Annotated in this window: 19 protein-coding genes and 1 pseudogene; 10 read left to right on the top strand and 10 right to left on the bottom strand. The window is 62.1% G+C overall.

Annotated features, from left to right (window positions below; translation table 11 throughout):
* Positions 1 to 83: 83 nt before the first annotated feature.
* From bchY to IU397_RS20835, 5 genes are all read right to left on the bottom strand, one after another.
* Positions 84 to 1,598 (bottom strand): chlorophyllide a reductase subunit Y, encoded by a 1,515-nt coding sequence (gene bchY, locus IU397_RS20855; RefSeq protein ID WP_204417375.1) that lies wholly within the window; start codon positions 1,596 to 1,598, stop codon positions 84 to 86.
* A gap of 249 nt (positions 1,599 to 1,847) precedes the next feature.
* Positions 1,848 to 2,849 (bottom strand): chlorophyllide a reductase iron protein subunit X, encoded by a 1,002-nt coding sequence (locus IU397_RS20850; protein WP_204417373.1) that lies wholly within the window; start codon positions 2,847 to 2,849, stop codon positions 1,848 to 1,850.
* On the bottom strand, positions 2,849 to 3,787 hold the full coding sequence (gene bchC / locus IU397_RS20845; RefSeq protein ID WP_204417372.1) for a chlorophyll synthesis pathway protein BchC: 939 nt from the start codon (positions 3,785 to 3,787) through the stop codon (positions 2,849 to 2,851). Before bchC ends, IU397_RS20850 begins: the two co-directional genes overlap by 1 nt.
* A 121-nt stretch (positions 3,788 to 3,908) precedes the next feature.
* Positions 3,909 to 5,060 (bottom strand): methyltransferase, encoded by a 1,152-nt coding sequence (locus tag IU397_RS20840; protein WP_204417371.1) that lies wholly within the window; start codon positions 5,058 to 5,060, stop codon positions 3,909 to 3,911.
* Positions 5,057 to 5,929, bottom strand: coding sequence for a polyprenyl synthetase family protein (locus IU397_RS20835; RefSeq protein ID WP_204417370.1), 873 nt, complete (start codon positions 5,927 to 5,929; stop codon positions 5,057 to 5,059). The genes IU397_RS20840 and IU397_RS20835 overlap by 4 nt, the downstream gene beginning before the upstream one ends.
* A 98-nt stretch (positions 5,930 to 6,027) precedes the next feature.
* On the opposite strand from IU397_RS20835, the gene crtD reads away from it, so the two are divergent.
* From crtD to IU397_RS20800, 7 genes are all read left to right on the top strand, one after another.
* Complete coding sequence (gene crtD, locus IU397_RS20830) at positions 6,028 to 7,602, top strand: 1-hydroxycarotenoid 3,4-desaturase CrtD (RefSeq protein ID WP_204417369.1); 1,575 nt, start codon at positions 6,028 to 6,030, stop codon at positions 7,600 to 7,602.
* Positions 7,557 to 8,423: a carotenoid 1,2-hydratase gene (gene crtC, locus IU397_RS20825; RefSeq protein WP_370541750.1), complete on the top strand. Its 867-nt coding sequence runs from the start codon at positions 7,557 to 7,559 to the stop codon at positions 8,421 to 8,423. The genes crtD and crtC overlap by 46 nt, the downstream gene beginning before the upstream one ends.
* A gap of 180 nt (positions 8,424 to 8,603) precedes the next feature.
* Positions 8,604 to 10,178, top strand: coding sequence for an ABC-F family ATP-binding cassette domain-containing protein (locus IU397_RS20820; protein ID WP_204417368.1), 1,575 nt, complete (start codon positions 8,604 to 8,606; stop codon positions 10,176 to 10,178).
* Positions 10,179 to 10,491: 313 nt separating this feature from the next.
* Positions 10,492 to 11,328: a PhzF family phenazine biosynthesis protein gene (locus IU397_RS20815; RefSeq protein WP_204417367.1), complete on the top strand. Its 837-nt coding sequence runs from the start codon at positions 10,492 to 10,494 to the stop codon at positions 11,326 to 11,328.
* Between the two features lie 115 nt (positions 11,329 to 11,443).
* On the top strand, positions 11,444 to 12,475 hold the full coding sequence (locus tag IU397_RS20810) for a hypothetical protein (protein WP_204417365.1): 1,032 nt from the start codon (positions 11,444 to 11,446) through the stop codon (positions 12,473 to 12,475).
* A gap of 96 nt (positions 12,476 to 12,571) precedes the next feature.
* The gene (locus IU397_RS20805) at positions 12,572 to 13,483 is read left to right on the top strand and encodes a hypothetical protein (protein WP_204417363.1); all 912 of its coding nucleotides are present in this window, start codon (positions 12,572 to 12,574) and stop codon (positions 13,481 to 13,483) included.
* A 272-nt stretch (positions 13,484 to 13,755) separates the two neighbouring features.
* Positions 13,756 to 14,667, top strand: a complete 912-nt coding sequence (locus tag IU397_RS20800) for a ParB N-terminal domain-containing protein (protein ID WP_204417361.1) — start codon at positions 13,756 to 13,758, stop codon at positions 14,665 to 14,667.
* A gap of 29 nt (positions 14,668 to 14,696) precedes the next feature.
* On the opposite strand, the gene bchO is transcribed toward IU397_RS20800, so the two are convergent.
* The 5 genes from bchO to IU397_RS20775 all read right to left on the bottom strand — a co-directional run bounded on the left by bchO (position 14,697) and on the right by IU397_RS20775 (position 21,256).
* Positions 14,697 to 15,572, bottom strand: a complete 876-nt coding sequence (gene bchO / locus IU397_RS20795) for an alpha/beta fold hydrolase BchO (protein WP_204417359.1) — start codon at positions 15,570 to 15,572, stop codon at positions 14,697 to 14,699.
* A gap of 3 nt (positions 15,573 to 15,575) precedes the next feature.
* Positions 15,576 to 17,228: a magnesium chelatase subunit D gene (locus tag IU397_RS20790; RefSeq protein ID WP_204417358.1), complete on the bottom strand. Its 1,653-nt coding sequence runs from the start codon at positions 17,226 to 17,228 to the stop codon at positions 15,576 to 15,578.
* A complete protein-coding gene (gene bchI / locus IU397_RS20785) occupies positions 17,225 to 18,250 on the bottom strand; it encodes a magnesium chelatase ATPase subunit I (RefSeq protein ID WP_239479959.1) in 1,026 nt (341 codons plus the stop codon). The genes IU397_RS20790 and bchI overlap by 4 nt, the downstream gene beginning before the upstream one ends.
* Positions 18,247 to 18,957 carry a spheroidene monooxygenase gene (gene crtA / locus IU397_RS20780; protein ID WP_204417406.1) on the bottom strand — a complete coding sequence of 237 codons (711 nt, stop codon included), beginning with the start codon at positions 18,955 to 18,957 and terminating at the stop codon, positions 18,247 to 18,249. The genes bchI and crtA overlap by 4 nt, the downstream gene beginning before the upstream one ends.
* A 127-nt stretch (positions 18,958 to 19,084) precedes the next feature.
* Complete coding sequence (locus tag IU397_RS20775) at positions 19,085 to 21,256, bottom strand: VPLPA-CTERM sorting domain-containing protein (protein WP_204417357.1); 2,172 nt, start codon at positions 21,254 to 21,256, stop codon at positions 19,085 to 19,087.
* Between the two features lie 269 nt (positions 21,257 to 21,525).
* On the opposite strand from IU397_RS20775, the pseudogene IU397_RS23470 reads away from it, so the two are divergent.
* From IU397_RS23470 to IU397_RS20765, 3 genes and pseudogenes are all read left to right on the top strand, one after another.
* Positions 21,526 to 21,732: pseudogene (locus IU397_RS23470) on the top strand (hypothetical protein); the annotation flags it as partial.
* A gap of 401 nt (positions 21,733 to 22,133) precedes the next feature.
* The gene (locus IU397_RS20770; protein ID WP_204417356.1) at positions 22,134 to 23,243 is read left to right on the top strand and encodes an efflux RND transporter periplasmic adaptor subunit; all 1,110 of its coding nucleotides are present in this window, start codon (positions 22,134 to 22,136) and stop codon (positions 23,241 to 23,243) included.
* The gene (locus IU397_RS20765; protein WP_204417355.1) at positions 23,240 to 26,392 is read left to right on the top strand and encodes an efflux RND transporter permease subunit; all 3,153 of its coding nucleotides are present in this window, start codon (positions 23,240 to 23,242) and stop codon (positions 26,390 to 26,392) included. The genes IU397_RS20770 and IU397_RS20765 overlap by 4 nt, the downstream gene beginning before the upstream one ends.
* Positions 26,393 to 26,954 lie beyond the last annotated feature (562 nt).

Below are 26,954 nucleotides of genomic sequence, written 5' to 3'. Positions count from 1 at the left end.
TTTCTTATTGTCGAAAATACTCCGGGGGAGGCCACAGGCCGGGGGCAGCGCCCCCAAAACGCAATATCGCCAAGGCATGCCCATCAAATCATATCCTGCGCTTTGGCGGCGCGGGCCTGCTTGTCCAGCTTCTTCTGGTGCGCCGCGCGGAAATCGGGCCTTAGGTTCGGCTCCCCTTCCCAAACGCCCGCCGTATCACCGGCACCAACGCCATCGAAAAAGGCCTTCATCTTGCCCATGCGGTCCTTGTTGCCCATGGCGGCATTCATGACCTGGGCCAGGCTTCCGGCTCCAGCGGGTCCCATCAGGGGCCGCGCAGACACAAGGTTGGTATAATACAGGCCCGGCACGCCCAGTTCCTTGGCCTTCTGGACAACAGGCGTCGTGCCAATGGCCAGATCGGGGCGAATGGCCTCCATGGCTGCCGTGTCATCCTCCAGCGACGCGCGGTACTTGACCGTGACGCCCCGCGCCTCCAGCCAGTCGCGGTCGCAATCCGATTGCGGGGTCCGAGCGCAGGCTGTCCCTACGTAAGGCACATCGGCACCGCTCTCGATCAGCAACCGGGCGACCAGCAACTCACTGCCTTCATAGCCCGACAGCGTGATCGTCCCTTTGATCGGGGCCGCAGCCAAGGCCCCCTTGATCGCTGGCAAGAATGCATTCTGGGACGCTGCAACCTTGTCGACGGGCAAGCCAAAGGCCTCGCCCAAACCGCGCAGCCATTCCGCCGTGCCATCATGGCCCACGGGGGCAGAGCCCACGATCGGGCGCCCGGCGGTGGTAAATTCCCGCATCGCTGCGGTGTAGAACGGGTGGATCGCCGCCGCGACACCACAATCCAGCGCGGCATAAAGCTCGCGCCACTCGCGGCATGGCACAACGGGCCCGGCAGCCAGGCCCATGGGCGCCAACATCTGGCCAATGATCATGGGGTCCGCCGGGAACATTTCTCCCAACAGCGCAACAGTTGGGCGGTCATGCTTGCCGCCCACGGGCGCCTGGACCGGGCCAGCCTCAATTTCCTTGCGCGCGTAAGAAAGCATCGCACCGGCCAAGACATCCTTGGCCTCCGCATGGGTCGGGATGCCAAATCCGGGCACGTCAATGCCCACGATCCGCACGCCATTGATCTCATCCGGAAGCAGCCGCAGCGGCACACCACTGGCCGTGGGCACACAGAGGTTGGTCACGACGATGGCATCGTATTTCTCGGGGTCCGCCATCTCATGGACACTGTCGCGGATATCCTCGAACAGCTTGCCCGTCACCAATGTCTCGGAATTAAACGGCACATAGCCGACCGACCGCCGCGCCCCGTAGAAATGGCTCACGAATGTCAGCCCGTAGACACAGCAGGCCGAACCCGACAGAACCGTCGCCACACGCCGCATCCGCAACCCCACCCGCAATGATCCAAAGGCGGGGCACATCGATTGCGGCTTGTCATGGGGACCGGTCGGATAGTCAGCGGCGTAGCGATCCAATACCTCGGACTTGCCCGCGATGCGCGCAGCATGGTCCATCTCGGACGCGCCGCCATGGCAGCCCATCCCATCGGCGGGCAGGCCATCCTTGGGTGTCAGATCACCGTCCATGACCACCCTGCCGGATCCGGCGACCCTCAAGACGCTTCAACGCCTGCTCAAGACGGTCCAAAAGCTCCAGGTCAAACATGACGCGCCTCGCCACCAACCTGTCCAGCCTTTTGGCACTGCGATCTGTCAGCAACATTACAGTCCAGCGGGCATCTCTCGCGGAGCAACTGAGCCTCACGCAAAAGATCTTCGGTACGGCCCGTCAACTCTCGGCTCTTCTCCCGCACATACCTGGCGGTCTCAAACAGATCAGACATCGTCATAGATCACCTCCAGGCTGGCCTTGGGTGTGCCCAACTTGCCGCGCATATCGGCATCAGTTGCGGGCTCCAGCACAAAGTCGGCACCGGTTTCCTTGGCACTGAACAGGCCCAACAAACCGTCCTGGCTCAGCGGCTCGGGATGGCCCGGCGGTGCCGCGGCCACGTTATCCCCAAGGGCCGCAAACAGGTCGCCCCATTGGCCCTCTTTGGTACCAACAATCTGATAATTGGCGGATTTCCGACGCAGATCCTCGTCCTGCGGGATCGCCGCCAGGACCGGAATGTTCACCGCCTCGGCAAAGGCCGCGGCCTCGCCTGTCCCGTCATCCTTGTTGATGACCAGACCGGCCACGCCGACATTGCCACCCAGCTTGCGGAAATACTGCACGGCGGAACAGACATTGTTGGCAACATACAGCGATTGCAGGTCGTTCGACGCAACCAGGATCACCTTCTGCGCCATGTCCCGCGCGATGGGCAGGCCAAAGCCGCCGCAGACCACGTCGCCCAGGAAATCCAGCAAGACGTAGTCGAAATCCCAATCGTGGAAGCCCAGCTTTTCCAGCAGCTCAAAACCGTGGATGATCCCGCGGCCACCGCAGCCGCGCCCGACCTCTGGCCCGCCCAGTTCCATGGCAAAGACGCCGCCACGCTTGAAGCAGACATCGCCGATCTTCACCTCTTCACCCGCCAGTTTCTTTTGGGTCGAGGTCTCGATGATCGTCGGGCAGGCCTTACCACCAAACAGCAGGCTTGTCGTGTCAGATTTCGGATCACAGCCGATCAGCAGCACGCGCTTGCCCTGTTCGGCCATCATGTGGCTCAGATTGGCCAGCGTGAACGACTTGCCGATGCCGCCCTTGCCATAGATCGCAATGATTTGCGTTTTCTTGGTCGGCTCGCCCTGGGGCACCTCCAATGTCGGCTCCGCCGCCTCGTCGCGCAGCCGGTCGTCAAAGGCCTTCAGGTTGGGCACGTCCAAAGTCATCAGGCATTCCAGTCCAGGATCATTTTCAGGCAATCCGCGTCGCCAAACGCGGTCTCGTAGGCGGCGGGCGCATCGGTGGCGCGGCTCCGATGGGTGATCAGGTCGGCCAGCGACAGCGCCCCGCATTCCACCAGCGCACGGGTGGCGGCCAGGTCATCGGGCGTCCATTCCGCCGCGATGCGCAACCGCGCCTCCTTCATGAAGGCGGGCGGGAAGGCGAATTGCAGCGGCTGGGTATAGAACCCCGCCAGGACGATCTCACCCCCCTTGGCGATGCGTCCGATCAACGTGTTCAACAGATCGCCATTGCCCGACGCGTCATAGATGGAGGTGTAATCGCGTCGCTCATCCGCATCCGGGTGCAGCACGTCATAGCCCGTGGCACCACCTTGGCGCGCCGGGTCAATCTCCCAAACGGTGGGCGCGGGGGATCCCGCCGCGATGGTCAGACGCGCCAACAGACGCCCCAAAACACCGTGGCCCACGATCAGGTCGGGGACATCCTTGTTCAGACCGGCCATGGCATGGCGCGCGGTGGCGGCCAGCGCCAGCAAGGCCCCTTCGGCACCAAGACCGGCATCAACCCGGGTCACCCGGGACACATCGCTGACCAGCAGCCGCGCCGCACCGCCAAACAGGCCCTTGACGTCACCGCCATAGCAGTTGGCCCCGGGCACAAAGACACGCTCGCCTGCCCGAAAGCCGGTTGCGGGGGCAGCCTCAACCACCTCACCCACGCTTTCATAGCCTGGCACCAACGGATAGCCCATGCCCGGGAAGGGCGGCATCTTACCCGTGTAAAAGAGTTTTTCGGTCCCGGTCGAAATCCCGGAATGCCGGATTTCGACCACCAGATCGGTCTCTCCGGGATCGCTCAGCGGGACGGTGTCAACCGACAAGGCTTGCGGGCCTTCCAATATGACGGCGCTCGTCTCCACGCTGATCTCCCCCTTTTCGGCGACTCGTTTTTGCCCCAGAGCCGCCCTCTTTGATGCATCTAAGTGTACCGCCGCAGGCCATAGTGTCAACTTGTTTAGACAGTTAACTGTCCAATACAAGTTACAGTTGACGGAAGGCCGTCACAGTTGATGTGACAAAGGGGCGATGGGTCGGGCGATGGGCGACATCCACAAACCCGGCCTGCCCAAGCAGCCCGGCAATCTCGCCGGGTGATCGCGCGCGCCCCGTCTGCATCGCCATGCAATAAAAGGCGAAATAGGCATCGCCAGCCCGGTGCGGGGTCGCGCCGCCGGTCATCGGCTCCGACACGACCACCTGCCCACCGGGCGGCAGCGCGCCATGCACGGCTCGCAGCAAAGTGGCAACAGTGTCATCCGCATGGTCATAAAGCACGCGCACAAGGCTGATCGCATCCGCACCCTCGGGCAACGGATCATCGCGAAAACTGCCGGCATGGATGCTGACGCGGTCCGCAAGGCCAGCACTGGCAAAACGCTGCTCTGCCCCGGCGACAACCGCGGGCAGATCAAACAATGTCAGGTCAAGACCCGGCACAGCCCGTCCCACAGCCGCCAGAAACGCGCCCGTGCCGCCGCCCACATCCATCAGGTGGCGCATCTTGTCAAAGGACACGGCGCGCAGGGTTTCCTCGGCGACCAAGGCCTGGCTCTCCGCCATCAAGGCCGAATAGCGGGCAACCGTGTCGGGATCAGACGCCCCCGTCGCGCCAAAGACATAGGGCCAGAATCGGGCCAGCGCGGTCTGGCCTTCACCGCGCAGCAGGGCCAGCGGATCGGTCAGATCGCGGTAGAGCACATCGTGGTGGCGGATCATCCCGGCCAGACCGGGCACGCCCAGGGCCGCCGCTCCCAACCGCGCCGTCTGGTATCCATCACCGACCCGTTCCAACAGGCCCAGCGCGACACCGGCTTGCAACAGGGCTGTCATCCGCTGCGAATCCACACCGTGGCGTAGGGCCAAGGCATCGGCCTTGACGGGTGTGTCCTGCAGGGCCGCCAGCAGGTCCAACTCCACCAGGGCAAACAACACCTGCGAATGCACGAAGCCAGCCACCAGGTCGAACAATTGCGCGCCATCCCGCCGCGCCACACCGCGCGTCAGGGCAAAACCGCTCGCCCAGGATTGAAAGGCCGGATCGGCCACCTTGCGGTTCCGCCAGCGCCGCCAGCGCGCCCGCCATCCCGGGCCGTAGGGCGGGGTTAACCCCGCCTTACCCGCCGTATCGGTCATTCCGCCGCGTGGGGTGTCGGCGCAACGGGCGTCAGACGCTCAGCCTGTTTGCGCACCATTTCCGCCAGCATCGCCTCCCCCGGGCAGGACGGGATGGAGGCGATGGCACCCCCCAGAATATCCTTCAACCGCCGGATCGCCCCTTGCACACCTAACTGCGCAACGGCATTGGGCCGGTCGTGGATCTCATCCTGACCGCCCGGCTTGCCGAGTGTTTCGGCGTCATACAAGGCGTCACGCAAGTCATCGGCCACTTGGAACGCTTCGCCAATGCGCGCGCCCAGCTCTTCCCACGGCTCGGGCTCCTGCCCGGCCGCGATGGCACCCATCTGGGTGGCCGCGACAAACAAGGCGCCGGTCTTGGCCCGGTGATAGGCCCCCAGATCAACCTTTGCCTCACTCTCCCACCCCTGTCCGGCGCAGATACCGCCCGGCATGCCCGTGCGTTGCGCCAGGGTCAGCACCAATTGCGCCGCGCGCATCGGATCATCCGCGGCACGGCGTGCCAGCACCTCAAATGCCAGAACGATCAGGCTATCGCCGGTCAGCAGCGCCAGCGGCTCCCCATAGGCCCGGTGAACAGAGGGCTTGCCGCGCCGAATATCCGCATCGTCAAAGCACGGCATGTCATCATGGACCAGGCTGGCGCAATGGATCAGCTCCAGCGCCGAAATGGCGGCATCCGTCAGCGCCGGCTTGTCGTCCCCACACGCCAACGCGACGCTCAGGGCAATGGTCGGGCGGATCCGCGCCCCACCGGGCGTAACCGCATAATCCAGCGCACTTGCCAGCTGTGGCGGCGCCTTGCCGCCCCGGCTCATGGCAATCGCGCGGCCCATCGCAGCCTCGATCCGTTTTGAAAGAGTCATGGCCCTGTCCTTCGCTGGTTGTTGTGTAAACAATAGTTGACAGTAGACATGTAACGAATAGTGGACATACTGAGACAGCGAGTCAACGGAAAGGCAGCATGGCTGACAAAAACGAGCCTGTGGTGATCATCGGTGCAGGCCTGGGCGGCCTGGCAACCGCGTTGCGGCTGGCCCATGCCGGTCTGTCGGTCACTGTTTTGGAACGCGCCGGTGCGCCGGGCGGCAAGATGCGCACCCTGCCTTCGGCTGCCGGTCCGGTCGATGCGGGGCCAACCGTTCTGACGATGCGCCATGTCTTTGACCAGCTATTCGCCGATGTGGGCGAAACCCTAGACAGCCATGTCACGCTGGAGGCCGAAACCCTGCTCGCCCGCCATTTCTGGCGCGATGGCAGCACGCTTGATCTCCATGCCGACCCGGACCAATCGGCCCAGGCCATGCGCGACTTTGGCGGGCCCGATGCAGAACAGGACTATCGCCGGTTCGCGGCCCGCGCCAAACGCCTTTACGATGGTTTCAAAGCCCCGATGATGGAAACGGCGGCACCCTCGCAACTGGCGCTGACCGCCCATGTCCTACGCCATCCCGCACTGATCCCCGACATGGCCCCCCATCGCACCCTGATGTCCAGCCTGCGCGCCCAGTTCCGCGACCCGCGCCTGGCCCAGCTTTTCGGCCGCTACGCCACCTATGTCGGCGGGTCCCCTTATAAATCTCCCGCGATCCTCAGCCTCATTGCCCATGCAGAGGCGGCAGGCGTCTGGCGGGTCAAAGGTGGCATGCACCGGTTGGCCCAGGCCATGGCAGACCTCGCCACCGCCAAGGGCGCGACCTTCCACTACGACACCCATATCCACCGGATCGAGGTTCGGGGGGGCAGCGCGACCGCTGTGATCGACGCGCAAGGCACCCGCCACCCGGCCAAACACATCGTGTTCAACGGCGATCCAGCCGCCCTGATCCAGGGCCTGTTGGGCGAGGCCCCGCGCCACGCCGTGAAGGACACCCACACAACTCCGCGCAGCCTGTCCGCCTATGTCTGGGCCTTCGCCAGCACCCCCAAGGGACCGGACCTTGCCTATCACAACGTCTTTTTCGGCGCCGACCCCCGGACCGAATTCGACCCCCTGCACCATGGTCAGCCGCCTGTCGATCCGACGTTGTATATCTGCGCCGAAGATCGCGGCGGCGGCCACCGTCCCACGGGCCTTGAACGGTTCGAGATCATCATGAACGGCCCTCCCGTGCCCGCGCACGGGGACAGCGACAAGGAGCCAGCCCCATGTCAGACACCGATATTGACGACGCTGAACCACTTCGGTTTGACCTTCAATCCGACCCCGAACCCCGCGACCCTGACAACACCGCGCGGCTTTCAAACATTGTTTCCCGGGTCGGCCGGCTCCCTTTACGGGCGGAGCCCACATGGGATGATGGCGGCCTTCCACCGGCCAACAGCCCGGACCGCCCTTCCGGGCTTGATCCTCGCCGGCGGCGGGACCCATCCGGGGGCGGGGATCCCGATGGCCACCCTCTCCGGCAAGCACGCGGCCGAAACGATCTTGACCGACCGTGCTTTGACCTCGCCATCCCGCCCGACGGCTATGCCTGGTGGTATGTCGACGGGATCAGCGACGATGCCGGGCGCGCGATCTCCATCATCGGTTTCATAGGGTCGGTCTTTTCGCCCTGGTACCGCTGGTCCGGCCGCCGCAACCCGGCCAATCACTGTTGCATCAACGTGGCCACCTACGGCCCCGGGGGCCGCTGGACCATGACCGACCGGGGCGAAGACGCCCTGACCCTCAGCCATGACAAGCTGCAGGTCGGCCCCAGTTCCATGCGGTGGGAAAATGACAAGCTGATCATCGCCATCGATGAAATGACCTGGCCCCATATGGGCCGCCTCCAAGGGGAAATCATCGTGGAGCCCGAAGCGCTCACGACCGTCGAACTGCCGCTAAAGCAGGACGGCTCCCATGTCTGGCGCCCCTTCGCGCCGCTCTCCCGGATCAAGGTCAACCTCAACCGCAAGGGCTGGCAATGGGACGGCCACGGCTATTTCGACGCTAATTTCGGCACATCCGCCTTGGAGGCCGATTTCAGCTACTGGACCTGGGGCCGGTATCCCTGTCGCGAAGGCTCGGTCTGTTTCTACGATGCGACGCGACGCGATGGCTCTGACCTGTCCGTGGGCGTGATCTTTGATCCCAAGGGCGAGGCCAAGGTCATCAAGGCGCCGCCAAAGGCCCCGTTCAAACGCTCCCTCTGGGCCGTCAAACGCGAAACCCGCGCCGATGCGGGCACGACACCCCGCCAGGTCAAACAGATGCTCGACGCGCCATTCTACTGCCGCTCCGCGGTCGAGATCCAGTTTGCCGGCGAAAACACAGTCGGCGTCCACGAAGCGCTGGATCTCAACCGCTTCGCCTCCCCACTTCTCAAACCGATGCTCGCCGTGAAAGTCCCCCGCCGCCGCGGCTGGCCCGCCTGACACAGTGTCCGGGGGCAACCCGACCCGTTCAAGCGGCTTACTCTTGTCCTCCCCCCCCAAACATTGTAATTTCGGTCTGCCCACACCATTTCGATACCAGTGGAAAATGGAACCCGCTGACATGGATTACGCACGCACAAGCTGACACCGCACCGGTTTTCACTTTCGCGAGCGCTACTCATGACTTCGATTTCTATCGCCCATTTAAGCTGGCATACCCCAACCAATGATGCCGTCTTTACCGATCTCAACCTGACATTCGGGCAAGGGCGGACTGGCCTCATCGGGCGAAATGGCACCGGAAAAACGACTTTGCTGCGCCTGATTGCGGGTGAACTCTCGCCCGCGAACGGGACAATCAGCCAATCCTCGTCCCTTGGCTTTCTCAGGCAAAACCCGGAGCGGCGGCCAGATGCCACTCTTGCAGATCTCTTTGGCGTAACCGACCAGCTGCATCTCCTTGATCGGGCTGAACATGGAAAGGCAACGGCAGAGGATTTGGCGGTTGCCGACTGGACCTTGGAGACACGGCTTCACACAGCTCTCGGCAACCTCGGCCTGGACCTCGCGCCGGATACATGGCTCAGCACTTTGTCTGGGGGCCAAAGAACACGCGCCAGCATCGCCGCCCTCATGTTTGCCAATCATGACACGCTGCTCCTGGACGAACCGACGAACCATCTTGATCGCGCGGGCCGGGATTACGTCATCAACGCCATACGTTCGTCGCAAGGCTGCGTGATCGTCGCGAGCCACGACCGCACCCTACTTGAAGAGATGGACACGATCGTGGAACTGACCAGCCTTGGTGCCAAAAGCTACGGCGGTCCTTACAGCGAATACCGGTCCGCGAAAGATGCCGAGTTGGCGGGCGCCAAAGACGACCTGGCACGTGCGGAACGCAGCGTCATTGCAACACAGGCCCGCGCGCAGCGTGCGGCCGAGCGAAAGGCGCGCACCGATCGGCAAGGCAAACAGCTTCGGGCGTCGGGAAGTCAGTCAAAGCTCTTGCTTGACGCTGCAAAGGAGCGAAGCGAGGGGTCGGGCAGGTCTGCCGCGCGTCGAAGGGACCGGCAAACGAAAGAGGCTGAATCCACGCTGAGCGCCGCTCGTGAAGCCGTCGAAGTGCTTGAACCGCTCATCATGGAAATTCCACCCTCGGGCTTGGTCAGCACCCGGCAGGTCCTACAGGTTGAAGGGCTGGGGTTCGGATACGACACGGACGCACGCATCTTCAACGCTCTATCCTTCTCGATCCGGGGGCCCGAGCGTATCGCCATAAAAGGCGCGAACGGGGCCGGAAAATCGACACTGCTTGCCTGCATTCAAGGACGACTTCGGCCCCAAGTCGGCTCTGTTTCTGTCGAGGTTCCGGCCGCGCTGATCGATCAGGACATCAGTTTCCTTGATCCGGAGGAAACGGTGCGCGCGGCCTTCGCCAGACTGGATCCTGTGGCGACCGAAAACGACCGCCGCGCCGTTCTGGCCCATTTTCTGTTTCGTGGCACGGACGCAGATCAAAAGGTTGGATCGCTCAGCGGCGGGCAAAAGATGCGGGCCGGTTTGGCCTGCATGTTGGGGCACAGTCAGCCTCGCCAACTTCTGCTGCTGGACGAGCCGAACAACCACCTTGATATCGAAGCCATTGAAACACTGGAAGCCGCGCTGCTGGCCTACGATGGCGCGATCCTCGTCGTCAGTCACGATCAGGCATTTTTGGACCGGATCGGGGTCGAGCGTCGGATCCGTCTCTGACCCGAATGCCGCCAGTCAAGCAATCCGCAGCATCGGTGGGTCTGGGCTGATTGCGTTGGAAAAACTCTTTGATTTTGGCATGTCTGTTTAAGCTATCGCTTTGATTTCATTTAGATGCCAAAGGCCTGTCCGTCACTCCAGCCTGCGGCGGGCGCGCCAACTCGGAGCATTCCCCTTTGGATCGCCGTAGCTGCGCCACCTGTGCCGCATCTCCTTGCCACCCGAACAGACGTCGCAGCCATTCTCATGTCCACGATGCCCATTGACCACGGCCGGCATGGGCGTAGCGTAGGCCCGTTAAGTCGAGGTTTCCATGCGCCACCGCCGCTTCATCCAATGCGATGTCTTCACCGCCACGCCGACCCGCGGCAATGGCCTGGCCGTTGTGGTGGAGGCGGACGGGATGACCGACGCTCAGATGCAGGATTTCGCCGCCTGGACCAACCTGGCCGAAACCACGTTCCTGCTGCCTCCGACTGACCCGGCAGCCGATTACCGCGTCCGGATCTTCACACCCAAGCGAGAGATGCTGTTCGCCGGCCATCCGACCCTGGGCAGCTGTGCTGCGTGGCTCCATGCCGGGGGCCGGCCTGCCAACCCGCACACCGTCCTGCAGGAATGCGCCATCGGCCTTGTTGCCATCGACCAAACCGGCCCGGTTCCGGCCTTTGTCGCACCGCCAACCAAGATTGCGCCCCTGCCGCAAGATGACCATGACCGCATCGTCGCAACCCTCGGCATCGATCCGGCCACCATTACCGCCTCGGCACAGCTGGAGAACGGCCCCGTCTGGAAAGCGTTCGCGCTGCGCCATGCCGATGACGTGCTGACCCTTGATGCCGCCCGGCTGCGCTACCCCGATTTCCGCGCCGTGGGCCTGATCGGTCCCCATGATCCTGGCCATGGTGCCGATTACGAGGTGCGCAACATCGCCCCCTCCTCCGGCATGGTGGAGGATCCGATCACCGGTTCCCTCAACGCGGCCCTCGCCTGCTGGATGAAACGTCGCGGCACCCTGCCCGCCCAGGCCACGGTCGCCCAGGGCACCCGGATCAACCGCCAGGGCCGGGTCCATATCTCGACCCGCGATGATGACATCCTGATCGGCGGCCAAACCCATATCCTGATCGACGGCACGGTGGACATTTAGGCGCCAAATCTGCGTAAATTCTCATCGCATGTTTCGCAGATCTGCCCGCTGGCGCCCGCACCTATCGCCAAGCGCGCCCCCGCCGCGTACCTTTCAATCAAATGGGGGACAGAACATGACCAAGACACTGACCATTCTCGCCGCACTCACCATCGCTGTGATGCCACACCTGCTCCATGCCCAGGACGCCCTGCAGGAGCGGGACCGCATCCGCGCGGATATCGCCGATCAACTGGGCCTCGACTTTGTCGACACCATCCCGGCAGCGGCCAATATCGGCCTGCTCGCGGTGGACGTCCAACGCTCCTTCACCGATCCCGACGCAGCCCTTTACGTGCCCGGCTCCGAAACCGACATCGCCATGGTCGACAGTTTCGTCCGCACCAATATGGGCCGTGTCACCAATGCCTGGTACACGATGGACACCCATCCGCGCTACTATGTCGGCTCAGAATTGTACCTGGTGGATGGCGATGGCAAACCCGCGCCAATGTTCGTCGATATCGACCCGGCCCAGGTGCTCGACGGGACGTACACGGCTGCCAATTCCCACCACCAGGACGACGCCACCGCCTATGCCGAATGCCTGCAAGCCAACGGCCTGATGTGGAATGTCTGGCCCGATCACGGCGAACAGGGCACCCATGAATGGTCTCTGCACCCGGTGATGGAGACCCTGTTCGATGACTACACCACCCATTGGTCCACCCGGACCGAACGCGCGCCCGACCCGATGATCGTCTACAAGGCATCGAACCCCCATACGGAGGCTTTCGGCGCCGTCGCCGCCCTATGCCCCAGTGAAGATCCTGCCACGCAGACCCAAAACCTCTGGCTCGACGAAATCCGCGCCCATGTGGCAGCCGGTGGGGTGGTCGTGGCCTTTGGCGAGGCGATCAATTTCTGCGTCTCCGGCACCCTCATTCCCCTGGCAGAGGCGGGCATCCCGGCAGAGGCGCTGATCCTCGCCTATGACGCGTCCTCCCCGATCCCCGCCTTTGCCGACCGCACTGTGGCGGCGCTGGAACGGGCCCGCGAACTGGGCATCCGGTTTACGCAGCTTGAAACCCTCGCGGTTGAGGGTGCGTGGCGCGAAACCTCCATCGGCCAGCCCCTGGTCAATTACAGCCTGCACCACGAGCACTAGCCCGGCGGGCGGCTTTTCGCCGATCCCGCCGCCCTGGCGAACGTGCCTGCTGAACCAGGATCGAAAACGGGTCTGCCCTGGCCATATACCGGTATCATGACCTGTTTTCGTATCCTCCTGCTGTTCTGTTTCATCGGCCTGCCGCTCGCCGCATCGGCCACCCCCATGGAGCAGGTCGTGGCCTCCCTGCGCGCGCTCCAGATCGAGGTGCCGGCCCCCGCCGAACGCCGCATCATCGAACAGATGACCCCGCTCCATGATGCCAATCCCGCGCTTTTTGCCGAACAGACCGCCCGGCTGCTCGACATGGCCAACCTGTCGCAAACCGCCCAACGCCAATCCGCCCGGGTCCGCCTGACGGAACTGCACCGCCAGATGCTCACCAGGATCGGCCCTGCCACCAGCATCGCCCTCGACATCGTCGACAAAACGGACCGCATGGTGCTCGAAATCGCGCCGGGCATCGGTTTGACGGAACGCGACCTCGGCTGGTCGATGATGCTGGTGGCGATGCAGCGCACGCCCAGCGCCAAAACCCCCAATGACATCAACCTCACAGCGTCCGAAGGCGACGCGCTGATGACAGAAACACTGGCAATCATCAAAGGTGCCTCTCCCGATCAACAGCGCGTCCTGGCCAGCACCGATGCCTGGGCGTTTGGCGCCCTGCCCATCTGGGGCAATTTCAGCGCGTCAGAACTGCGCGATGTTGTCTCTGTCGTGACCAACACCGCCCCACCTCCGGCAGGAGTGGTGGACAAGGTGCTTGGCGTCACCGATCGGGCGGCCTGGCTCGCCGGCCTCGATATCGGCCTTACACCGGCGGAACGTCAGCAATATCAGGCGCTTGATCGCTTTCTGGCCAGCGGAGCCATGGCCGGATCCCTGGCTGAGCCGTTGGGCCTTGCCACGCCCGACCCCTCCGGCGGCCTCACCGCATTGAACCTGTTGATGCAACGCAACTTGGGCGCCACCACAGCAAAAGACGGCTCCGGCGCCCGAAAATAACCCCGTGCCAGACGGTCACAGACCAGAACCACAAACCCGTGGGAAAACGGCCGCAGACGCGCCATCTGCACATCGCTCAACCGCAACAGGGCCAAGATACCTTCCGCTGGTTTTCAAACTGTAGCGCCCACCGACAGCCAAAATCGATCAGGCTTCACGACAGGCGCCGCCTGTTGCATCGGCACCGTTCGGTGCCTTCCGGGTTTGACAAGCTCTTTCGGGGACAAATTCGCCTGACTGCCACCTCAATTTCCGGACAAAGGCCCAGGCGCATGACCTCCGATCTCTCTGACCTCTCCCCGCCCGTTCCCACGATCCAGCGGATTGCGCTCCAGCGGATCGACACGACCAAACTGATCCGTGACCGGGCCGCTGGCGCGGATCCCGAACTTGATGAACTCATGTCCTCGATCCAGGCGGTTGGCTTGTCCAACCCCATCCAGATCGAACGAAAGGCTGGTGGCTATGAGTTGATCCAGGGGTTTCGTCGCTGGCAGGCCATGATGGATCTTTACATCGAAACCGAGGATCCGGCCTTTGCCACCATCCCCGCAATCGTCATTGAACCGGGGCAACCACTCGAAACGCTTTACCGCCGGATGGTCGATGAAAACCTGACGCGCAAGGATATCAGCTTTGGCGAAATGGCGGACCTCGCCTTGGACTATGTCGCGGCGACGGGCGCACCGGCCGAAGCGGTCGATATGGCGGTTGATCGCCTTTTTGCCTCGGCCAGTCGGCAAAAGCGCAGCTACATCAAGCATTTTGCCTACATGTTGGATCAACTTGACCGCATGCCGCTACATACAGCTATGATACCCCGTGCCTTGGGGCTGGATATCGCCCAGGCGCTACGGGATCAGCCCGGCTTCCGGGACACCGCGATCCAGGCCCTCCGCCAAAAGCCGGATCGCACCGCCCGACAAGAGGATGCTTTGCTCCGCCACGCGCTCAGGCACGGCACTGTCCCCGCGGGGACAACGGGCCGCGCCGGATCTGGCAAGGTTTGCTTTGACCTCCCCCTCAAGGCGGGGCAGGCGCGCTGCACCGCGACCGCGGGCAAGGTCGAGCTTCGCCTCGACCATGACTTTTCCAGGCTGGACCGCCGACATCTCGAAAGCGCGACAACCGCCTTTTTTAATGCCTTGCGCGGCGCCCTTGGGGAGGATGCAGCCGCGCCCTGACCAACCTTTGTCCCCGCGGGGACAAAGGTTCACGCGACCGTCTTCAGCCCGATATCGGCGACGAACGTATTGATGATCTCAGCGAAATCCGCAGGCGCTTCTTCATGGGCCAGATGTCCCAGCCTGGGCAGATGCATCACCTGGGCTTTCGGCATCCGCAGCGCCGCCTGGTCAGCCGTGGCAGGGGGCACCGCCTGGTCATTATCACCGACGATGAACAGGCTCGGCACGGCGATATGTGGCAGGCGCTGACGCAGACCGTCCAGCTTCCATTGGGCCATCATCGTCAGGGTTCCGTCCACATGGCGGGTCTCTCCGATGGCCGCGCGGTACAGTGCCAACCCCACCGGATCGAGCGTGCTGCCGGTGCTGGCGATCAGGTTTTCGGCACTGCCATTCCGGGTCATCCGGGCAAAGGCCGGGGCGACCAACGGGTTCAGCGCCAGGGCCTTGGCCATTGCCGGAAACAGCCACCCGGCCACCCCCTTGAAATTATCAAGCGCCGGGTTGATGCCGACCACAGCCTTTGGCGGATCCGGCAAAAGATCCAGCATTTGCAGGCCCAGCGCACACCCGGCGGAATGGCCGATGATGATGTCCGGCGTGACCTCCAGCTTGGTCAGCAACCCCGCAACGTCCCGCGCCATCAGCGGCAGGCTGGAGCGTTGCAGCGCCCCCAGCTTGGTAAAGGCATGGCCCGGCAGATCCGGCGCCACCACCCGCATCTTTTGCGCCAAAAGCGGCATCAGATCCCGCCAGCTATGGGTCGCACCGCCCGCCCCGTGCAACAGCAAAACGGTCGGCCCCTCCCCCATGGTCTGGACATGCCAGCGATGGGGCCGCGACGGCACGAATTGGGAAAAGCTGGCGTTTGGCCAAACCGCGGCATAGGCCTCCCAATCCATCGCCTACACCTCCAACGCGGCAGACACCGCAGCACCCAGGCGCGCGGCATCGGCCCGGGGCAAGGGCAGGTAGGGCGCGTCAAGCATCTTGGCCATGTCCCGCAACTGCGGCTGGGGTCGTGCCCCGGTATCGATGATCAGCGCCGGCACCCCCTGCCGGGCCAGCGCCCGGGCCAGCACCATGGCATCCGATTGCGCCGCGCGCCGGTCGGCGCTGCCATCCAGCGCGATGTTTGCCCGGCCATCGGTCAACAGCGCGACGGTCGGGGTCAGCCCGCGCCCCCTGGCCTGCAGGGCCAGATCGAGGGCGGCCTGCAATCCCGCGGCCATCGGGGTGCCACCCCCACCGGGCAAGGCGGCCAGCCGCCGTTTGGTCTGCACCAGGGACCGGGTTGGCGGTAACAACAACTCGGCCCCCGTCCCGCGAAAAGCGATCAGCGCCACATGGTCCCGCCGTGCATAGGCCTGGACCAACAGCAGTTCGACCGCGCCCTTCGCCTCTGCCAGTCGGGCCATCGCGGCGGAGCCACTGGCGTCGACCACAAAGATCAGCAACCGGTCGGAGGTTTCCTGATATTGCTTCACCCGAATGTCCGCGGGGCGAATGTGCAAACGCTGTCCCCGCGGGGACAGGGACCGCCGCAAGGGTTGCCATGGGGCCGCGGCCCGCAAGGTGGCCACCAGATCGATCCGCGCATCGCCGCCCAACCTGCCGGGGCGGGACGGCAAGGGACGCCCGCGCCGGTTGCCGCGCTTTTTGGCCCCCGTCCCGGCACTACCGGTGGCGCGGGCGGCCTTCCCCGCGGCCAGGCGGGCCAACAGGTCAGCAGGCAGCATCGCGCGGACGGCCTTCAACAAGATCTCTTGTGGCAAGGCAGCGTCGTCGGGCGTGGTGTCGTCTTGGGCCTCGCCCTCGCTGGACGTGTCGGGCGGCGGTGGAGGCGGCTCGTGATCGGCCTCCGCATCCGGGATCTGCGTGGCGCGCGGGGCCAGGACCAGTTCGGTCGCGACCAGCAAGTCGGTCTGGTCCACCTCCACGCGGCCTTGGAACACCGCATGGGTCCGGGCGGCCGCCAAAGCCAAAAGCGGCGCGCGGAGGGAGGAGATCCCCAGCCGCACCGAGATGGCAGCTAGGTCCGTGATGGTGCCGGGCGGGACGGTGACGGGGACCAAAGGGGGAGGGGTGATCTGCGCAACCGCGGTATCATGAAACCCCAATTCGCTGAGGTCCAGATGGAGGGCCAACCGGTCCGCGAGGGCGGGCGGTAAGGCTTCCTCCGGCGTTGCGCCCTCGTCCAGCGCGACCAGGGCATGGCCCGTCTTTTGATCCAAGGCGATGCCAAGACGGGCAGCCAGACCCGGCGATGTTCGTTCTGCCATGGGCAGGATAAGGAGCGATGGATTCGCCATAAGCCCTTGCTGATAGATAACTTTATCGGAGGTTAAAGTGGCCGGAAGGTCCACTCCGCCATAAAGCTGTTCGTCTGAAATGGCCGGGTGCAGGCGGCGATGGGGCAGCGGCGCGGGCAAGGCTGCCAGGAACCTGTCGCGTACGGGCCCGGCCCGGCCGCGCAGCCAAATGCCGCCAAGCCCAACCGGATCAATCGCCAGCAAACGCAGCGCCAGCACGGCCCGGTCCCAGGCCGGATGGGTCACCCGGTGACCGCGGCGATGGTGGGTTCGTCAAAGACCTCGGCCAAGGTGCGAGCAACACGGGCGGAGGAGCCGGCCTCATCCAGGGGATCGCGCCGGAGACGATGGCGCAAGGCACTGGCCGCAATGGATTTTATGTGATCGAGCGTGACCGTCCCAGCCCCGTCGAACGCGGCGAGGGCGCGGGCCGCGCGGAGCAATGTCAACTCCCCCCGCAGGCCATCGGAGCCCAGCGCGATGCACAATTCGGCACAGGCGCGCAAGGTATCATCGGGGGTGACCTGACCGGACAGGGCGGCCTTTGCCGCAACGATCCGGGCGCGCAGGGTGTCCTGCTGGGGCTCCCACTGGGCGAGGAAGGTGTCGCGGTCGGTCTCGTAGGCATCGCGGCGGCGAATGACCTCGATCCGGGTATCGATATCGGTGGGGGAGGTCACCTCGACCGACAGACCAAACCGGTCAAGGAGTTGCGGGCGCAACTCGCCTTCCTCCGGATTGCCGGAGCCGACAAGAACAAAGCGGGCGGGGTGCCGGATGCTAAGCCCTTCACGCTCCACCACGTTCTCCCCGGATTGGGCGACGTCGAGCAGCAGGTCAACGATGTGATCTTCGAGCAGGTTGACCTCATCGATGTAAAGGTAGCCGCGATTGGCGCGGGCCAGGAGCCCGGGTTCAAACGCTTTTTCGCCGCGGGTCAGGGCCTTTTCGATATCGAGACTGCCGGTCACGCGATCTTCGGTCACGCCAAGGGGCAGGTCGACCACCGGTGTCGGCGCGGTGATCACGTCGCCCGCCGGCGCGGCCCAATCCGGTTGATCCTGCACCGTGGCGGCGTTGGTCGGGCTGCCGGTCACCATCTGGATCGGAGGCAACAAACCGGAGAGCGCACGCACGGCGGTGGATTTGCCCGTGCCGCGGTCGCCAAAGACCAGGACGCCGCCAATGGTCGGGTCGATAGCAGTCAGGATCATGGCCTGCTTCATCTCATCCTGGCCGACAATGGCGGTGAAGGGGAAGGCGGTCATGTCAGGCCTTTCAATCGGTCAAGGGGGCTGGCGCCGTGCCAACTGCCCGCATCGCCAAGGATGCGGAACCGGGCATAAAGCTCTTCGCGGAACCAATGGCCCTCGCGGACGGCATCAATCGCCTGGGCATGGGGGCCATCGGGGCGTCGGGCGAATTCGGCCATGGCGGCGGCGGAAGGCCAGATGGAAAAGGTGACCTGCTGCATCCAGGGCACCTCCCCGATGCCGATCTTGAAGGCAACATTGGGGTCGGCGCCGATCACTTTGGAAATGCTGGGCACCCGCTTCCAGAATTTCAGCGCGATGCGCGGTTTTACGGTGGCGCGGGTAAGCGCGGCCAGGGGTCCGGCGGGTGTGTCGGCTTGTGGCGGAAACGGATTGCGCCCCGACCACGCGCCCCGGGCAGAGGTGGTTTGCAGAAACACCGTCCAGCTTTCGGTCGCGCGGGCGCGCCAGCGGCGAAAGACCGGGGCATCGGCAATGCGGGTGCGGGCCGTCGCCTCATCGGGCCAGGTGGCCAGGATCGCCCAGACGGCGGTGTTGGGGACGGGGGTAAAACCCTCGCCCGTGCCCGAGCCGCAAAGCTTCCAGAACCCGATATCGGGCACGCGCGGCAAGATCAGGCGGGCCGCCCCCATCTGGCCCAGCACCCACAAGCGGGCCTGCCACGGCTGAAACCGGTAAAAACTGAGACTGACGGTGTGGATCGCGCGACTCCCTGACGCAAGGCTGTCAACTTTGAGTGACAGTTTACGCAGCCCCACGGCCAGAGCAAGGGGTGGTTTTGACACCGACCTGGATCTGGGGGATGGCGGTGGCACTGGTATTGCGCGGTCAGTCGGATTTGGAGGAATGCCCCCGCGTTTTGCGGTTGGCGACGGCCAGCGCCCCCAAGGCGGAGCCAAACAAAAGCAGGCTTGCGGGCAGCGGGATTGGCGCGACGAAGCCGCCGCGGCCATCCAGCGCGTAGGTGACCTGCGGATTGTCAGCGAAGGTGAAAAACTCAAAATCCAGGAAATAGAGCGTGGCGGTTTGATCCAAGGCGCCCAGGAAAGACAGCGCGATGGATGAACCGCTGCCGTTGCTGCCCTGCAGATCATCGAACGAGACGGAGAGGTTGACCGTGTCGATGCCTGCGCCACCATCGAATAGGCCATCAAAGGCACCGTCATAGAGGATGTTGCCGCCACCGGGCCCGTCGACGAAGCTGAGCATATCATCGCCCCCACCAAAGACGGACGCCCCGATGAGGCCGGGCCGCGCATCACAGGGCAGGGCCATCGCCGCCTTGGAGATCGTCAGATGCTGGGCGCCGTCACTCAGATCCAGGGCGGTGCCTTCCCGGCCTTCGATCAGGCCGGAACTGTTGATCGTGGTGGGGCCGTCAAAGTCAGATATGGCGATCCCCACGGCGCCCGACACGTGGCCCTGCACATCAATCGTCGCCTGCGGCGGGAATTGATTGCTATAGAAGTAATAGGTCGATCCGCGTCCTTCGATCCGAATGCCGGTGGTGGCGCCGGACACATCGGATACGGTAATGTCGATCTCGCTCGTCTCGAAACCGTCAATTGTGATCCCGTCGCCGGTTTTGCCGGTAATGGTCCCGGCCGTGGTGTCCAAGGTGCTGGTGACGTCGGAATTAGAGGAGGTGAGGCCGGATACCGTGATGCCATCCGTCTGACCGGTGACATCCGCCGTTGTTATTTGCACTTCGCCATAGAAGCCTGTGGCGATGCCGGCTCCGGTTTCGCCGGTAATGGTTCCGGCTGTCGTATCAAAGATCGTGGTCGCGAACGGGTTAGAGACCGTAATGCCGTCTGTGCCACCGGTGACATCAGCCGTGCTGATCTGGACCCGCGCGTATTCCGCAGTGACAGTCAGACCGGCACCTGTGGCCCCGGACACGGAGCCCGCCGTTGTGTCGATCACGGTTTCTATGTAGCGGCCCGCGGAAGTTTGGATACCGATGTCACCACCAGAGACATCGGCGGTTGTTATGTCGACGATCGCCTCGCCTCGCGAGCCGAGAAATCCCTCCTCCATGGTTGCCAGGATTCCGATGCCATCCATCCCCGAGACGGTCCCGGCTGTCGTATCGGTTTGCAGCCTTGAATTGGCGCTTGCCAGCGCGCTTATGCCGTTCTGGGACCCGGTCACATCGGCGGTGTCTATGAAGATGTACCCGCCATCGACGGTTATGCCATCACCATCCAATCCGGTGATGGTTCCGGATGTCGTGCCGATCCCCGCTATGCCGAACCGTTCAAGCAGGTAGTCACCGGGCGCCACACTGATACCGTGGGACGCCCCTGTGACATCGGCTGTGGTAATTTGGATGTCGCCGTCGGATGCCGTTATCCCGGCGCTTGTCGTTCCCCTGACGGTGCCAGCCGATGTATCGATCTGTGTGAAACTGTGTTCGAGCCCGTAATAGGTATTGTTGGTGACAATTCCGGTGGCGCCGGTGACATTGGACGTGGTGATTTCGATATAATCCTCATTGCCTGTGGCGCGTATACCAGCCGCGCTTTGGGAGGTGACTTGTCCCTGGGTCGTGGTGATCGTAACGCTGCCGAAATCTACACCATAGCCGCCATAGGGGCCGGTATATCTGCTACCCTGATAGCCTGCGCTGATCGCATCGGCGGCTGCACGGACATTGCCCGTGGTGATCGTGATATTGTCGGCCCCGTCGGTTTTATCCCCTGTCGCCACAATCCCGGGCCCGCCGGATTGCGTTGTGTCGAGGCCAAAGTCAGGCGCGCTGGTGATCGCGATGTCCTGGTCAACAGGCCCGAAGCTTTGCGTGACATCCGCAGCCGCATTGGCGGGACCGCTGCACAGATAGGTGCCCGGAATGCCTGACGGCGCCGCGCAGGTTCCGGCATAGGTGATGCGACCATATCCGCCCGCCAATGTGCCTGCGGCCACACCAAGGGCGAACCTCCCCAGGGCAGTGCGCGCCGTGAGGGAACCTTGAACGTTCAACGTGACGGCAGGCATGGGCAATCTCCTTGGGTCAAATCTTGGGTCGTCTATGTGCTGGCGTTACGTGATTTGGGTGCACCAGCGCGCGGCCGACTGGTCCGACCCTTGCCTGCTCTACCACGTTTGTGGGTGTGGCAGGTCAATTGTTGTCAGGAATTGAGACTGCCCGCCGTTGGCAGGTCCGAGCATGTGGCCATTAGAAAAGCCCAGATCGGTGGCACAGAAACAGGGGGTCAGACAGGATCAATGATGCCTTCGAGACCGATCTGATTTCGATGGTATGTTTTGCATCCGTCCTTCGCCGCGACATCGACGCGATACGCAAACCTATTGAACTGCCATGGAATAACGGACAAGCAGAAAGTCAGATCAATCGCCTAAAGACCTTCAAACGCGCAATGTACGGTCGCGCAGGACCAGCGTCACTAAAGGCCCGATTGTTATCCATGCACCACACCAAGCGAGGAAGAGCTGATTTAAGTGCCAAGTGACACGAGTATGAACTCGCATTGTATTGTCCATACTCAGTTCGATCAGTTTTCAGCATCTTTGGCAAAAGATTTTGCGGCAAAAGCAAAGATATCGTCAACGAACTCCGTGGAAAATTACTCAAATGTAGTGATCCTAAATCTCTATTTTTCCAAATATGCGTCAGGCCCAAGACTGGATTCCGATTGACAAAAATCGTCAGCAAGCGAGATGCATGGTTTTCTGAAAAGCTATAAGACGTATTTGAAATATCATGATCCCCGCATTCTGCATTTTCGCCCAAATGCGAAAAATGTCGGGAAGCGAAATGCAACTTGCGAAATTGCCGGCCAGGACGGCTGCAGAGAAACTGCAACCGGTTGCTTTGACACACACAATCGGAATCATCTGGATTGGTTGGAACGTGTTTGCGGGGTCTGCAGTTGCACAACAGGAGGTCATTCCTGCGGTTGATGTCGCGACACCCATAACGCAGGAAGTCACAGATTTCGACATTTACACCGGTCGATTTCAGGCCGCTCGAGGCCTCGATTTGCGGGCTGAAACGTCAGGTACCATCACTTCTATTGAGTTTATCGAAGGGGCGATTGTCGAAGAGGGCGATGTTCTCTTTGTGTTGGATGATCGCCGCGCCCGTGCCGAAGTCGCGCGCCTGGAGGCGAGTATGGCAGAAGCAACGGCAACACGGGACTTGGCCCGCGTTGAATTTGACCGGGCCGCAGAGCTTGCGGAGCGTCAAGCGGGTGCGCAGCGCGATGTGGATCAAAGACGTGCACAGCTTGCTGCTGCGCAAGCCGTGCTGGAAGCAACGATTGCGCAGTTGAGTATGGCACAAATTGAACTCGAAGATACGGTCGTGCGGGCGCCATTCTCGGGCCGGATCGGGGCAGCCCGCGTGGATCAAGGTGAAATCGTAGACGGCGGTACCGGTCAGGGAACCGTCCTGACCTCGCTGCTATCCGTCGATCCGATCGAGATCGTTTTCGACGCATCCGAAAGTGATTATCTCGCCTATGTCAGGCTGGACTTGGCCGAACAGGCAGGATCGTCACGCCAGGACCCGGCACAGGTTCGGCTAAAGGTCGCGGACGAGATGGAATGGAGCCATGACGGCCAAATCGATTTTATCGACAATCGCCTCGATGATAGGACCGGCACCATCCGCGTCAGAGCAAAAGTTCCCAATCCGGGTGATTTGTTCACCCCGGGCCTCTTTGCTGAGGTCCGCGTCCCCCGCTTTGGTCCCTACGACGCGGTTATGATCCCCGACGCAGCCATCCTAAGCGATCAGGCCGGACGTATCGTTTACACACTTGGTGAAGGGGACATAGTACATGCGACGCCGATTCAAATCGGTCAACTTGTCGGGGCTTTGCGGGTTATCAGATCGGGTCTTTCCACGGAGGATCGGATCGTGGTCGACGGGTTGATGTCAGTGCAACCCGGTGCCCAAGTTGAGCCCAGACCTGTCAACCTGTCCGAGACGGCAGCGGCGAGCGAGGTCGGACAATGAGCGCGTTCCGTTTCTTTGTTGACCGGCCGATCTTTGCATCTGTTCTATCCATCATTCTCGTGATCGCAGGGGCGATCAGCTATTTCAACTTGCCAGTCGCCGAATATCCCGCCATCGCACCGCCTACCGTCAATGTTTCGGCGACCTATCCAGGCGCGTCGGCGGAGACTGTCGCGGAGACAGTTGCGGCGCCGCTTGAGCAGGAGATCAACGGCATTGAAGGCATGTCCTATATGCTGTCTCAGTCGACCGGCGATGGAGCGGTCGGCATCACAGTGACATTTGCGCCTGGCACGGATCTGGATGCGGCAAACGTCTTGGTTCAAAACCGTGTGGCACGGGCGGAGTCGCGCCTGCCAGAAGAAGTTCGCCGGCTCGGCGTGAGTGTCGAAAAAGCCTCTGACGATATTCTCACGATCATCAATCTCGTGTCTTCCGACGGCTCACGCGATCTGCTTTATCTGTCAAACTACGCACGAACGCAGATCGTGGATCGCCTCTTGCGGATTGATGGCGTTGGACAAGCGAATGTATTCGCGGAACGTGCTTTCTCAATGCGGGTCTGGCTCAATCCCGAACGGATTGCGGCCCGCAATCTCACTCCGTCCGACGTTGTAACGGCCCTAGCGGACAACAACGCGCAAATTGCGTCCGGCATACTAAACCAGTTGCCCTCAACAAGCTCAAGCGCCTTTCAATTCTCGGTCGAGACACGCGGCCGCCTCCAGAATCCCGAGGAATTCGCCAATATCATCGTCAGCCGTGGGGAGGACGGCAGGATCGTGCGGCTTTCAGACGTGGCGCGTGTTGAGCTAGGTGCGCAAAGCTATGCCGTTGCCGGATACCGATCGTTGGATGCGTCCATTCCGATCGCGATTTACCAAAGCCCAGAAGCAAATGCGTTAGATGTCGCTTCAGCGGTCATCGCAGAGATGGAGCAACTGGCCGAAGGGTTTCCGGACGGCATGGCGTTCGACATCGTCTACAATCCAACTGAGTTCATCTCTGACTCTGTGGATGCCGTCTTCACCACGATCTTTCAGGCGGTTGCTCTCGTGGTGCTGGTCATTCTGATTTTTTTGCATAACTGGCGTGTTGCGATTATTCCCATAATCTCGATTCCAATTTCACTAATTGGAACCTTTTTGGTTCTTTCGGCTTTCGGCTTTTCCATAAACACCCTGACTCTCTTGGGCCTTATGCTGGCAGTGGGCATCGTGGTCGATGATGCGATTGTCGTTGTTGAAAACGCCGAACGATATCTGCGTAAGGGTCTGCCGGCAAAAGAAGCGGCGCGCAAAACAATGGATGATGTCAGCGGCGCGCTCATAGCCATCGGTTTGGTTTTGCTTGCAGTCTTTGTGCCGGTCAGCTTCGCCACAGGTGTCACTGGGATCTTCTTCCAGCAGTTTGCCCTGACAATCGCGACGGCCACGGTGATTTCGGTATCCGTCTCGCTCACGCTGTCAGCCGCTTTGGCAGGTGTGTTGATGCGGAAGAAAGACGATGTATCTGCGCGCGGGCTTGCGCGCCTGGCGACACTCTTTGATGCGGGCTTCGATCATATCGCCCGCGGCTATGGGCACTTGACGCGCGTTCTAATTCGCATACGGCTTTGGGTTTTATTGATTTACGCTGGCCTCATTGCCACCACCGTCTGGCTCTTTGTGGATACACCAACGGGGTTTATCCCTGATCAGGACAAGGGATACTTCATTGCGGCGATTCAGCTTCCGCCAGGATCTTCGTTGACCCGGACACAGGCGGTTGTCGAGGAGTTGACCGAGGTTGTCGTCGCGCATCCAGCTGTCGAGGCGACCTCGGGGTTTGCAGGTTTTGATGGTGCCACCTTCACGGCCGCGACCAACGGCGGGGCAATCTTCGCGATCCTTTCGCCGTTTAATGAAAGGGTCGCTGAGGGACACACTGTTTCGAGCGTTATCGCGGATCTCCGACCGCAAGTCGCCCGGATCGGTGCCGCTTTCACGATCCTGCTTCAGCCGCCGCCGGTCCAAGGGCTTGGAAGTGCTGGCGGATGGGAACTATACGTCCAGGATCGGGAAGGCCGCGGCGTTGCCATGCTGGAGCAGCAGTTGGGCGCCTTCCTTCAAGCCGCCAATCAAAACTCATCTGTTGCGGGTGCCTTCTCGTTCTTCAACACCGGGACACCGCGGGTCTTTGCAGACATAGACCGTGCGCGGGCTGAAATCCTGGGTGTGAGCCCTGATGCCTTGAATCAGACCTTGGAAGTCTATCTTGGCTCATCATACGTCAATGATTTCACATTTCTCGGGCGAAACTTTCAGGTCACCGCACAAGCGGACAGTCCCTTTCGAGACGATTTGGCCGATATAGCTCGCTATCGGGCAAGATCGGATAATGGGACGATGGTGCCTATCGGAACGGTGGCCGATTTCTCCTACACGACCGGTCCCAATCGAGTGCCGCGATACAATCTCTACCCGGCCGCCGAAGCTCAGGGAGGTGCCGCGCCCGGCGTTTCGTCCGGTGCGGTTCTGGCAACACTAGAACAAATCGCGGATGAAACCCTTTCGCCTGGTTTTGAGATCGAATGGACTGGCCTGTCGTTCCAGCAACAGCAAGCAGGCAACACCAGTATAATCCTTTTCGGTTTATCGGTACTCTTCGTATTTCTGGTTTTGGCAGCGCTTTATGAGAGCTGGGTGCTTCCGTTGGCGGTCATTCTCATTGTGCCAATGTGCATCCTGTCGGCCATGGTCGGGGTTAATTTTCGCGGGATGGACAACAACATTCTGACTCAAGTGGGATTGATCGTGCTCATCGCCTTGGCGTCCAAGAACGCCATTCTCATCGTTGAATTCGCACGACAGGCTGAGGCGAAAGGCGCCGAAACTGTCGCGGCATCGGTAGAGGCCGCCCGCCTGCGGTTACGACCGATCCTTATGACATCTTTGGCGTTTATCGTCGGTGTGGTCCCCTTGGTGGTCGCGACGGGTGCGGGCGCGGAGTTGCGGCAGGCCATTGGAACGGCCGTTTTTGCAGGAATGATCGGTGTGACCAGCTTTGGTTTGCTGTTCACCCCGGCCTTTTATGTGATGGCGCGTGATCTCAGCCGTTTTTTTACCGCGCGCCGATCGGATCGTGACGGCATCGGAACAACCCAATGAAACCTTTTATCGCCGTTCTTTGAGTTGCAATGCCTGGCGCTTGCACAACGGTTGGGCCATATTTCCAGTCCCCCACTCAGGACACTGGTACTGACGTCGATTTACCGTTCGCAAGATGACCCGGAAGCTCCGGCAGGAGTTCGGTGTTCACGGTGCCAAAAATCCGCTCGATCTGGCCGAGTTCAAAGATGGCGTTCGGGTCGCATGTGCCGTGAAACCCAAGAGAAGGTCGAGACGCTCAACTTCCGAGCCACGTTAGAGCCAAACGGCATGGGCCACGATCCCTGGAGGAAAGCGGTGGCGCTTATAGCTGATCTGGGTCGGGTCCATGGGCTGGTGCTCCTCAGCCGTTGGTGAAGGCGCAATCCGCAGAGCGTTAACGTGACAACACCGCACGCTCACACCCCGGCCCGCATCGAAAAATTTCCACCAATTCGACTGTTGCAACCAAGTAGAAATGTCACCCGGCGTGCAAAGCAGAAGTGTCACCAAAAACGCTGATGGTAGCAAAGCCTGACAGGGCGGAGACCTCACATATCGCAGCCCTGGCTGGCTTTGCGGA

Source organism: Actibacterium sp. 188UL27-1, assembly GCF_016901225.1.
In the GTDB taxonomy this organism is placed as follows: Bacteria; Pseudomonadota; Alphaproteobacteria; order Rhodobacterales; family Rhodobacteraceae; genus 188UL27-1.
The sequence above is the reverse complement of the archived record's forward strand: the minus strand, read 5'-3'. Positions and strand labels throughout refer to the sequence as shown.